Here is a 12,059-nt window from a genome sequence, read left to right as displayed (position 1 = left end):
CGCGAATGATGCCGTCACTGCTGCTGGTGACGACGGCCAGACCTGCATCCACCAAGGAGCGGGCGGACTTCATCACCGCCCATCCACCGATTTCCCCGAGCCATTTCTCTGTGATTTCCATTTCGTGCTGGCGTGTCCCATGGTTTATCTGCAAAGTCCAGTGACAAGTAACTATGAGGATCGTAGCCATTTCCAACCAGAAAGGCGGAGTCGGTAAAACGACGACTGCTTTGAACCTCGCCGCGTGCCTCACCCAGCGCGGCGTGCGGGTGTTGCTGGTCGATCTCGACCCGCAGGCGAACGCCACCAGCGGTCTCGGACTGGCCCAGGAAGAAGGCGGCAGCCTGTACTCGGCCCTCGTGGAAGGGACGGACCCACGCCTCGCCATCCGCAGCACGCGCCTGCCGAATCTCTCCATCATCCGCTCGCATCAGGAGCTGGCCGGTTGTGAAATCGAGCTGGCCCAGGCTGGCAACCACATGGCCCGCCTGCGTGAGGTGCTGACCCCGCTGCGTGATTCCGGCCATTTCGACTACGCCATTATCGACACCCCGCCGTCCCTCGGCGTGCTGATGACGGGCGCGCTGGCAGCAGCGGACGAGCTGATCGTCCCCATCCAGTGCGAGTATTTCGGTCTCGAAGGTCTCTCCAAAATCGTCAACGTGGTGCAGCAGATCCGCGACTGCGGGGCGAATCCGAACCTGCTGCTGGAAGGCATCGTGATGACGATGTATGACAGTCGCGCCAATCTGGCGAACCAGGTGGTCAATGACGTGCGCAATTACTTCGCCGAGACCTGCTACAAGACGCTGATCCCGCGCACGGTGCGCCTCGGTGAGGCTCCAAGCTTTGGCAAAAGCATCATCGAGTATGAGCCTTCGGGTCGTGGTGCGGTGGCCTATCGCGCACTGGCCGATGAATTCCTGGCTAGACGTGCGGTGGCGCAAGCTCCTGCCGTCGCCTAACCCATAGCCCCGGTGTCATGAAGACGCCCGACTCCGGCATTCGTGGACGAGGAGCCGCGCACAATCCTGACCAGCGTTTCGCTGAGCTGCATGTGGAGTATGATCCCGGTGAAGCGCCGGAGAAAGTCGCCACGAAGTTTCTGCGCGATTTTTCGTCCAGCATCATCTCGCGCAACACCAGCCCGGACATCCCCTTCGAGGCCAGCTTAAACCCCTACCGTGGCTGCGAGCACGGCTGCTCCTACTGCTACGCCCGGCCCACGCATGAGTACCTCGGCTTCTCCGCCGGGGTGGATTTCGAGTCGCGCATCATGGTGAAGGAGAACGCCCCTGCCCTGCTGCGGGCCGAACTGAGCAAGCTCTCTTACAAGCCGGAACGTCTTTCTCTGAGTGGCGTGACTGATCCGTATCAGCCGATTGAGAAAAAGCTGCGCATCACGCGGGGTTGTCTTGAGGTGCTGGCGGAGTGCCGGCATCCGGTGGTGCTCATCACGAAGAATCACCTCATCACGCGGGATGTGGATCTGCTGGCTGAACTGGCGCGTCATTCCGCGACGGCGGTTTATATTTCGATCACCACGCTGGATGCCGATCTCGCCCGCAAGCTGGAGCCGCGTGCGTCATCGCCGAAGATGCGGCTGGAGGCGATCCGCATCCTGCATGAGGCAGGTGTGCCAGTCGGTGTCTCCACCGCGCCGATCATTCCTGGGTTGAATGATTCCGAAATCCCTGCGCTTATTGAAGCCGCCCGCGCTGCCGGGGCGCAGTTCGCGGGATACACGGTGGTAAGACTCCCCTTTGCCGTAAAGGATGTGTTTCGTGAGTGGCTTGATCAGCACTATCCTGGCATGCGCGACAAGATCCTCAGCCGCATCGAGGAGACGCAGGGCAAGACGATGTCGAATGGTGAATTTGGCAAGCGGCTGAAAGGCGTGGGTGTGTGGTCGGAGCAGATCGCGGCGCTGTTTAAGGTTTCGATCAAACGAGCTGGCATGCTGCATCGGAGGCCGGAGTTGAATGCGGAGGCGTTTCGGCGGCCGCGAGATCCTGGCGGGCAGATGGAGTTGTTTTGAGGATCGCTAGAGTACTCATGAGCTTTAGCTTATTCTGGAATCTGGGGCGTGGCGATGGCTTCCAGAATGAGCTCAAGCTCATGAGTACTTTATTTTTTGCCATTTTTGCCAAGGGCGCTTAATAGGTGGATAATGCCTGACGTCGCCAAGCCAGCCCATGCACCGGCGGACAGAGCCAATCCGGCTTTCTGTGCGCCGAGTTTATCCAGCATAGAGGAGCACTACAAGCTGCTGAGCTGTCTGCTGGACTACATTCCTGACCGGATTTATTTCAAAGACAAACAGGGGGCATTTGTGCTGGTGAGCCGGTCTGAGGCTGAGTATCTTGGGGCTGCTGAACCCGCGGAGGTGATCGGCAAGACGGACTTCGATTTCTTCGAGCACTCCCTGGCGCAGGGGGCGCTGGAGGATGAGCAGGAGTTGATGCGGCGGGGTAAATCCATCACCGGCAAAGAGGAGAAGAAGCGGCTGCTGGATGGCCGCACGGGCTGGGCGCTGGTGACGAAGATCCCGCTGCGCGATGCCGATGGCGGCATCATCGGCACCTGTGGTATTTCCAAAGACATCACGGCACTCAAGGAGACCGAAGAAGCCTTGTACAAAGCCAACACCGCACTGGCCTCGCAGAAGGCTCTGCTGGAACAGTCCATGGCAGAGCTGCAGCAGACCAAGCTGGAGCTGCAGCAGCAACTGGCCCTGCGTGAGCGGGTGGAAGACGAACTCGTGCGGGCCAAGCGTGAGGCCGAAGAGGCCAGCAGCGGGCTGGGTCCCTTTTTTCAAGTGGCGCTGGACATGCTCTGCATCGCCGGGATGGACGGCTACTTCAAACGCATCAATCCGGCCTTCTGCACGACGCTGGGCTACACGGAGGAGGAGATGCTGAGCCAGCCCTTCCTCGCATTTGTGCATCCTGAGGACCGCGACAAAACCGTGGCCGCAGTCGAACAACTGGAGGCTGGGCTGAACCTGGTCAATTTCGTCAATCGCTACCATCATAAGGACGGAAGCTTTCTGTGGATCGAGTGGACCGCCGCGCCCAATGCCGGTAATACGGCGATCTATGCGGCGGCGCGAAACATCACACTGCGCATTCAGACAGAAGACGAACTGCGCCTGGCACGTGAAGCAGCCGAGGCGGCGAACCAGGCCAAGAGCACCTTCCTCGCGAATATGAGTCACGAGATTCGCACGCCGATGAATGGCGTCCTCGGCATGACCGAGCTGCTGCTGAACACACGCATGACCGTCGATCAGCGAGGCTACCTGAACCTTGTGCGGCAGTCGGCGGATTCCTTGATGACGGTGCTCAATGACATCCTGGATTTCTCCAAGATCGAAGCGGGCAAGCTGGACCTCGACAGCCACGAATTTGATCTGCGCGACGCCATCGGGGACACCCTGCAAACCCTGGCGATCCGCTCGGCGGAGAAGGACATCGAACTGGCCTATCTGGTGAAGCCCGACGTGCCGGACTGCCTGATTGGCGACATCAGCCGCCTGAGACAGATCATTCTGAATCTGGTAGGAAATGCCATCAAGTTCACGCCACGGGGTGAAATTGTGGTGGAGCTGCGGGTGGAGAGCCGGACTGAAGATCAGGTGACCTTGCATGTGCAGGTGTCTGACACGGGCATCGGCATTGCCAAGGACAAGCAGGCGCGCGTGTTTGAATCCTTCACGCAGGCGGAGAGCTGCACGACGCGCCGCTTCGGTGGCACGGGGCTTGGCCTGACGATATCAAGGCAGCTCGTCGAGCTTATGAAGGGACGCATGTGGCTGGAAAGCGAGCCAGGCAAAGGCAGCGTCTTCCACTTCACCGCGCAGTTTGAACTAGGGAGCCAGAATGCGCATGAGGCGCGCTTGCTGCCTGAAAAGCTGCGCGACTTCCAGGTGCTGGTGGTGGATGACAATGCGACCAACCGCACGATCCTAGAAGAGATGCTGAAGACTTGGGAGCTGAGGCCGGTTCTTGCCGCCAGCGGTCCCGAGGCTTTGGAAATCCTGGAGCAGGCGCAGGCCGATGGCAGGCCCATCCCGCTGATGCTGCTGGACTACATGATGCCCGAGATGGATGGCGCGGAGGTTTGCCGCCAGATCCAGCAACGATTCAGCAACAGCGCGCCCAAAATTTTGATCCTGTCATCCTGTGGCAACCTGAACGCCGAAATCGGCGATGAATGTCTGGGATATGAGCGCTGCCTGACCAAGCCCGTGAAGCATTCGGATCTCTTCGATACGATCAGCCGCGTCATGGGCGGGCTGAATGCCGATGACAAAACCGGCATCGCACAAGAAATGCCGGGGCGGCAGAGCGTGGTGCCGATGAACCTGCTGCTCGCGGAAGATGGCCGGGTGAATCAACTCGTCGCCATCAAAATGCTCGAAGACCGGGGTCATCAGGTCACGCTGGCCAGCAATGGCCGTGAGGCCTTGGCGACCCTCGCCAGCAAGAGTTTCGATGCGATCCTCATGGACATTCAGATGCCTGAGATGAACGGGTTTGAAGCCACGGTGGCCATTCGTCAAAACGAGGTCGGCACCGACCGCCATGTGATCATTATCGCCATGACGGCCAATGCCATGAAGGGTGACCGTGAGCAATGTCTGGCCGCCGGGATGGATGACTACATTGCCAAACCCATTCACTCGACACAGCTTTATCCCCTGCTGGAAAAATATGCCAGCCTCAGCGAGAAACCCCAGTCTGATCTCCTGCCCTTCGGTGCTTGTCGTGAAGCGCCAGTCTTTGACGCCGACACCTTCAGCGAGAACATTGGCGATGTCCCGCTCATGCAGGAACTGATCCGGCTATTTTGTGAGGAGTCGCAGCCCATGCTCGGCAATGCCTGCCTGGCCCTGCATGAACTGGATGCAGAAGCGCTGCATCATGCCGCACATTCCCTCCAAGGACTGGTGGGCAATTACGCCGCCACACCCGCCTTCAACGCCGTCTCCGCCCTCACTCAATGCACAAGGAATGGAAACCTCCTGCAGGCAGGCAAACTCCTCGCCGTCGTGACCGAAGAAATAGCTCATTTGCGTGAGGCGCTCCTAGAGTATGCGAAGGAGCTGGAGTAGTCCTCTTTCGTCATTTGGCGAGTAGCTGCAGCGCTCTCGTGCATCCTTCCCTCGCACGGGCGCTGGCAATCCCGCGCCAGCACCGTGAATTCGAAGCTCAATGCGTCAGCGCATAGAAGATGATATTGATCCCCAGCGGATACGCATACTTCTCGGAGAATTCGCGGAAGTACCACGGATCGCTGCCTTCCTGCTCCCAGCCTTCGCCGGTGTCGGTGTTCCAGCAGATAACCATCATGAGCCGGCGTTTGTCATCAAAGTAGCCGCGATAATGCACATGCTCGGAGCCGGGCTTGTCGAATTCATAGGTGATGCCCTGTTTGATCACATACTCGGCATAGCGAATGTGCGGGATCTGCGGCTTCACCTTGATGGGAAAGACCATGTGAAAGATTTCATGCTCCAAAGGGATCTCCTCCATCTTGCGATCTGGCCAGATTTGCTTGAGCGCCACTTCAAAGTTGTCCCACTCACGCGTGCCCCAGAAGTCATCCACCATGATGAAGCCGCCATTGAGCATGTACTCGCGCATGGTCTTCGCCTCATCATCGGTGATGTCGATGTCGCCGACTTCAATCATGTAGAGGAAGGGGAAATGGCGGAACTGCTCGGCATCGATGTCCACGATGGCTCCGTTCGGATTCACCTGCAGCGAGGTGAGCTGCTGGAGGCGGTAGGACATGTTCATGTCGGAATCCGGGTAGTCGGTGGACCACTTGCGATTTCCCCTGCCCCAGCCGCGACCGCCATGGCTCATCGAATTGTAGCGGATGCGGGCGAAGGTGAAGGTGTCATTGGGCAGTTCTTTGCTCACCGGCCAGGTGGGGTAGCCCTCCTCTTGGCCCCGACGAGTGTCACGCGGATCTTCAGGCACGCTGCCATCCTTGACCCCGAACTGGGTGGGACGCCCGCCTTCCCTGCCCTGCTCCACCGCCCAGACGACACAGCCCAGCAAAGCCAGGGTGAGGAGAAGAACGGGGGTGGCACGAGGTTTTCGCATGAGTCTGATAACGTGGCTCGTCACAGACTCCTGCGCACTTCTTTTTCACCCGATGGATCTTGTCTCACGGAGGGGGATCATCTTGATCCCCCGGTTTGGGAGCGTGTTTGAGGATGGGCGGGAGGCAGGAATTGCGGAGGGCTGGGTGTGGCGGGGCGTTGAGGGATCGGGACGATCCCTCTCCTCCAGAATCTTTTTCAACTGCGCATGGCCTGTGTCCTGCGACGGCGGAGGAAGAGGGCGGCGAGGCCGAGGAGCATGAGCACCATGCGACCGGGTTCCGGAACGATGACCACGATCCCGAAGCTGGCGAAGGCGGAGGTGTCCCAGAAGAGGCCGGAGCTGAGTTCGGGAAGGACCAGATCATTCGCGGTGCTGAAGGCGGAGCTGCCGGAGGGAGTGCCGATGCTGCCAGCGGTGCCGGATCCGACCGAAGCCCAGTCCATGAGCTTGAAGATGTCTCCCCTGGCCAGGGTGGCATCTCCTGCAGTCTGAATCAGGAGGGTGGGAGTGCCCCCGGCGCTGGCCCCGAGACTCACAGTCTTGCCGGCAAGGCTGAGCGAGCTGTAGGTGCCGCTGACGGTGTTCCACTGGGTGTAGATGGAATCGGGCGTGCTGCCGGCTCCTGCCGTGGCGTGGGTGCCGAGGTAGGTGGCGGCTGTCACGTCCGAACTCCAGCCGGAGTCCAGGCTTATAGCATTGGTGTTGCTGGAAGTGACACTGAACTGGATCTGCGAACCGGAATTGACGGTAAGCGCTCCAGTGAGGGTGAGCGTGCCAGGAGTGCTGCCCGCTGCATCTCCCGGACGGAGGACACCCACGGTGGAGAGACTGCCCAAAGTCACCGCACCGACGGTCCCGGTGCCGGAGAGTGTGGGAGCGGCGAGTTGGTTCGCTGAAACCGTGGAAGTGGTTGCTGGTGTGCCGGAGACTCCAGAAACGGTGGTCGTGGTGCCCGTGCCAGAGACCGTGAAGGCAGAGGAGGTGACCGAACCGACGCCCCCTGAGCCGACCTGCAGATTGCCGCCGGTGACCAGCGTGGCTCCAGCATAGGTGTTTGTTCCGGTGAGTGTCTGCACGCCCGTGCCGGTCTTGGTCAGCAGCAGATTCCCGGTGGAGGCCACGCCTGCCTTGGTGTCCGTGAGGACGCCGGCAAAGGTCGTGCTGGTGTTGTCTGCGCCGATGGTCAGCGTGGTCGAGGTTGCTGCGACGGAATTGGTGATCAAGCCGCCCGTGGTGGCGGTGTCTCCGGCCAGCGAGCCGAGCGTTTCATTCTTCCCGTTGAGATCGAATGCCCCGCCTGCACCTACGATGAGGGCCGAGCCATCTGGAATCACGCCAGCCACACCGAGCTGCAACAGACCGCCGAGGATGGTGGTGGAGCCGCCGTAGTTGTTGGCCGTGCTGCTGAGTTTCAGCACGCCGTTGCCCGCCTTGCTCAGGCCGCCTGTGCCGGACACCGCACCACCGAGGGTGGAAACATTCTGCGGGCTGGTGACGGTGATGGTGCGCGTGGTGGTGCCGAGATTGACCGTGCCATTGAGGATCACGCCATTGCCGGCAACCGGACCGCCAAAGGTGAAGTTACCATTGACGACCACGTTGTTGGCAATGGTCTGAACAGCGCCGCCTGACATCAGAGTGGTGCCGCCAGCGATGGTCAGCGTGCCAATGCCCAATGGACCCGTGTTGCCGGCGACGAGCGTCACGCCTGCACCCGAAGGCGAACTGCTGGCGCCGAGGATCAGCGTGCCTTCATTCAACTGCAAACCGCCGTTAAACGTATTCGCGCCGCTGAGCACCAGCGAGCCGCTGCCCATCTTGATGAGGCCCGCAGGACTGAGTGTGCCGCCCATGACGTTCTGGATGACGCCGCTAAGAATCAAATCAATCGGCGACAATCCGGAAGTGGTGATCGTGCGGTCCGCCCCGGCCAGTTCCCAGATGGTGGCAGACGAGATGGTCGGCGTGGAGCCGACATTGTCGTTGATTGCGGTGATGGCATTCGTCGTGCCGCTGAGGACGAATGTGCCGCCGGTGATGTTCGTCGTGGCCTGCGCGCCGCCAGTGCCGTTGAAGGTCAGAGTGGCGAAGGTGTTGGCATTGACCAAAGTCAGCACGCCAGCGTTGCCGTTGAAGGTCACATTGCTGCTTGAGGCGATCTGGCCTGCGTTGGTGGTTTCCGTGACATTGGCGTTGTTGATGATCAAATCTCCCGGCACCTGAATGCTGCCCAGCGTACCGCTCAAAGTCAGCGTGCCCTGATTGACCACGGTGGGTCCCGAATAGGTGTTGGAATATCCGCCGATGGCCGGTGAACCGATCGTCGATGCCACATTGGTCCCGGCTGTCACACCCGTGCCGGAGGTGATCGTAAACGTCGTGGCACTCGTGATGGCGGTGATGAATGAATTGGCGGGGATGTTGGGATTCTCCGTGACCGGCATGCCCACATAGAGCCCGGCGGTGCTGGCCACGGTGACGATGGCAGAGCCCGGTGTGGTGCTGGCGGCCACGCCCGTGATGTTGCCACTGGCGGCAATAAGCGGGGCCCCGATGGTGAGAGGTGCGGAGGTGGTGCTCATGAGAGCTGGAAGCGAGAGCACAAAATGCGTGTCATCCGTGATGCTGCTGATCGTGGTCCCTGCGGGGATGCCAGCGCCGTTGACGCTCTGTCCAGTCACCAGACCGGCTGTGCTGGCCACGGTCACCGTCGCACTGGAACCGAGGGTGGCTCCTGTCACGACCAGGCCGACTGGTTGCAGGCCGTAGTATTCATTGGCCGTACCGGTTGCCGTCGCATTCTGGGAGAGGGTGACAAACGTCACGCCCGTGCCCTGCGTGATGCCGGTGATCGTTGTACCTTGCGGGATGCCATTCCCCTGCACCGCCTGGCCTGTGAACAAGACGGGCGTGCCCAAAATGGTGGCACTGCTGCTGCCGCTGGTGGTGCTTGTGACCAGTGACTGCGCGGCGGGAGCCGTGGCCGTGGTGGTAATGATCGTGGCCACGCTGCTGCCCGTGCCGCTGGCGGGGGCGGAGATGGTAAACGTCGTCGGACTGGTGATGGCAGTGATCGTTGCTCCGCCGGGGATGTTGGCATTGCCGGAGAGCACCTCGCCGATGTAGAGGCCAGTGGTGGATGAATCCAGCGTCACGACATTGCTGCCGGAAGTGGTGCTGGCCACGGCGGCGGTGGCGGTGGATGCGGAGATTGCTCCAAAGAGCACCGTGGCCGCACCGGTGGGAAGGGTCGTGAACGAACCATTCAAGGTCACGGTGTTGCCGGAAACACTGGCCACCGTGGCAGAGGCCGTGATCACACCACCGCCTGCAGCAGCGGCAGCCAGGCTGACGCTCATACCAGGATAGATGACACTGCCAGCGGGCACTGTGATCGTGTTGCTGGTGATGCTGGTGTTGGCAATCGTCAGCACCTGTGAGGAAGGCAGGCTAAACTGCGTACCAGCGGCTGTGGCGCTGCCGGCGACTACGTTCGCGCTGAGGGTGTAGCGAGTGGAGTCGATGATGCCGATGATCACTGCGCCAGCGGTCTGCCCCAGAGCCGCGCTGACCGTCTGACCAACCGCCAGACCTGCCGTGCTGTTCAGCGTCACGATGTTCGAAGCGGTGGTGGTGGCTGTGGTCCAGACAGTCGGCAGGACATTCAGCGTGGTGGTGCTGGAGCCGGACTTCACGAGCGTGAGCAGGTTGCCGTTGCTGCTGTTGGAAATGGCGCTGTTGATGGTGGCCGTGTTGTTGGCGTACACATACAAGGAGGAGGCCGTGTTGGTCGCCGCCCCTGCGGTGAGGCGACCACCCGCGATGACGCTGAGCGCGCCATTGGTGAGCAGGCCACCCGAGGTGATGCTGAGCACATCGCCCAGAGTGTTCAGCGTGGCCGTTGAAACAGCGGTGATGCGCAGCGAGTTGATTGCACGGCTGGTGACAGCGCCCACACTTGCCGCGATGGTGATGTTGTCGATGGCCGATCCTGCAGTCAGTGCGCTGGCAGAGTAAGCACCAAATGGATTAGTGCTGTTGAGAGAGAGACCCAGCGCCCCCACGCCCATGGCACCCGTCACTGGATCCATGGTGGCGCGATAGCTGGCGAAGTCCGTGCCGCCCACCACCGCCCAGCCGCCAATGATTCCATTCACCAAGGTCGGAGCGGCTGTGATGAGGATCTGTGGATTGGACGCCGCAGCGCCCGGAGCGAGGCCGTTCATGCCGAGCACCGCAGTGCCGAGAATGCCGCCAGCCACCGTGAAGTTCAGCGTTGCGGTGCCACTTTGATTCAGACTGTCCAGTGTCAGGACGGCGGCCCCGGTGCCCACGGGACTGCCGCCGAAAAGGTTCTCAGTGATGGTGTTGGCACCGGAGAGCAGATTGACGCCGCCAGCAATGCCCAGAGCATCGGTGCCCTGCTTGCTGCCGAAGACCAGCGTGCCGCCAATCAGATTGATGGCAGAAGCCCCCGTGCGCGCAGTCAGCGCGGAGAGTCCACCGTTGTCCAGCGTCAGCGTGGAGAAGTAAGCATTGATGTCACCGCCGTTGGAGATCGTGCCGCTGTCCTTCAGCGTCAGCGTACCACCGCGAATGTTGGTGATCATGTTCGCATTGCGACCGTCGGCATTGTTGAGCACCAGATTATTGACCCCCGATTTGTCGAGGATGATGTTCCCCGCGATGGTGCCGACGAAGGTGGTCGTGGCCGTGCTCGGATTCGTAAAGAGCGTGGCAGTCGCGCCGGTGTTCGTCACCGTGCCCGCGCCGCCAGGGAGGATGTTGCCATTGGTCTGCGTCAGCGAGCCCACCGCCTGATTGTTGCCTTTCAGGTCCACCGTGCCGCCGTTGAGATTGAGTGCTGCCAAGGTGAGGACCGTGGAGGTCGGGATGGCCAGCAGCGTGTTGGTGCCTGCGCTCAGATCGAGCTCACCTGCATTCACAAAGGTGGCACCGGTGAGGTAGCTGTATTTTTGCAGATTCAGGATGCCGCTGTCCGCCTTCACCAGCACACCGGTTCCGATCAGGTAGGCGTTCACATTGAGGGTGTCCAGAGTATGGAAGATGAGGCCTGCCGCTCCCTGCGTGATGGCACCGCCGGTGATGCCGGCATTGCCCGTCTTGGCCACCACGGCCCCGCTGGTCACCGTCAGTGTGTTGATCGTTCCGGCTGCATTGAAAAGCGTGGAGCCAGAGGCAAGCCCCGTGGCGTAATTCACCGTTGCGCCACCCCCGGTGGAGGTCACACCACCGCCGCTGTTCAAGGTCAGCGAGTTGATTGTGGTGGATGCGTAGAGGTTGAGATTCTGCGCCACAAACACATTTGAAGCAGCCAGCACATTGGAAACGACACCGCCAAGCGCAGTGATCGCAGCCGGAGCCGCCGTACCGAGGTAGCTGCCAGTCGGCGCGAGGTAACCCAGCGCCGTGTCAGCCGCTCTCAGGAGGCGGAAGCCGTTGGCGTCCGAGGTGACGAGACCGGTGCCGGTGCTGTCTGAGCCGATGATGTCGGGGCGGATGCTGCCCACCAGACCAGGCGTGGTGGCAGTGACATTGACGCGACCGCTGCCTGCTGCACCACCACCCAATAGTCCCGTGGTGGAAATGAGGAGCGTGCCAGTGTTCGTGGCGCTCTGCGCGGTGAATGTACCAAGGCTCACCGTCGTGCCGAAGGCTCCGGTGCTCGCGGTGAGATTGAAGGTGCTCTGACCTGCCAGCATCGTCACGGTGCCGAGTGCTTCAGAGACCGTCGCGTTGTTGTTGCCCAGATAGTTCAGGGTACCGCCTTGGAAGTTCAGAATGCGCGTGGTGCTGGTGATCGCGACGCTGCCACCGAGACGGTTGTTGACCGCGTTGCCGATCACCCCGCTGTTGTCCAGCGTGAGCACACCGCCCTTGGAGAGGGTTTCAACAGAGAAGCCAATCTTGCCGGTCGCG

5 protein-coding genes are annotated in these 12,059 nt (G+C 60.9%); 3 read left to right on the top strand and 2 right to left on the bottom strand.

All coding sequences use genetic code 11. The annotated features are described in order from the left end of the window. Positions 1-173 precede the first annotated feature (173 nt). The 3 genes from PSV43_RS23495 (at position 174) to PSV43_RS23485 (ending at position 5,116) form a co-directional block, all read left to right on the top strand. Positions 174-965 (top strand): ParA family protein, encoded by a 792-nt coding sequence (locus tag PSV43_RS23495; RefSeq protein ID WP_300203498.1) that lies wholly within the window; start codon positions 174-176, stop codon positions 963-965. Positions 966-982: 17 nt separating this feature from the next. Further along, complete coding sequence (locus PSV43_RS23490) at positions 983-2,038, top strand: PA0069 family radical SAM protein (protein WP_300203496.1); 1,056 nt, start codon at positions 983-985, stop codon at positions 2,036-2,038. 132 nt (positions 2,039-2,170) lie between these two features. Next, on the top strand, positions 2,171-5,116 hold the full coding sequence (locus PSV43_RS23485; RefSeq protein ID WP_300203494.1) for a response regulator: 2,946 nt from the start codon (positions 2,171-2,173) through the stop codon (positions 5,114-5,116). 97 nt (positions 5,117-5,213) lie between these two features. Here the strand turns inward: PSV43_RS23485 and PSV43_RS23480 are convergent, their stop codons facing one another. After that, positions 5,214-6,116 carry a DUF4159 domain-containing protein gene (locus tag PSV43_RS23480; RefSeq protein ID WP_300203492.1) on the bottom strand — a complete coding sequence of 301 codons (903 nt, stop codon included), beginning with the start codon at positions 6,114-6,116 and terminating at the stop codon, positions 5,214-5,216. 197 nt (positions 6,117-6,313) lie between these two features. Next, positions 6,314-12,059, bottom strand: a 5,746-nt coding sequence (locus PSV43_RS23475; protein WP_300203490.1) for an autotransporter-associated beta strand repeat-containing protein, incomplete at its 5' end; no start/stop codon positions are given.

This window comes from Prosthecobacter sp. (assembly GCF_029946185.1).
In the GTDB taxonomy this organism is placed as follows: domain Bacteria; phylum Verrucomicrobiota; class Verrucomicrobiia; order Verrucomicrobiales; family Verrucomicrobiaceae; genus Prosthecobacter.
This window is presented reverse-complemented; position numbering and strand designations above follow the sequence as displayed.

Excerpts from the sequence above, each read along its gene's own strand:
- PSV43_RS23490 (WP_300203496.1), top strand. The coding sequence starts at position 983 with ATGAAGACGCCCGACTCCGGCATTCGTGGACGAGGAGCCGCGCACAAT.
- PSV43_RS23495 (WP_300203498.1), top strand. The coding sequence starts at position 174 with ATGAGGATCGTAGCCATTTCCAACCAGAAAGGCGGAGTCGGTAAAACG.
- PSV43_RS23480 (WP_300203492.1), bottom strand. The coding sequence starts at position 6,116 with ATGCGAAAACCTCGTGCCACCCCCGTTCTTCTCCTCACCCTGGCTTTG.
- PSV43_RS23485 (WP_300203494.1), top strand. The coding sequence starts at position 2,171 with ATGCCTGACGTCGCCAAGCCAGCCCATGCACCGGCGGACAGAGCCAAT.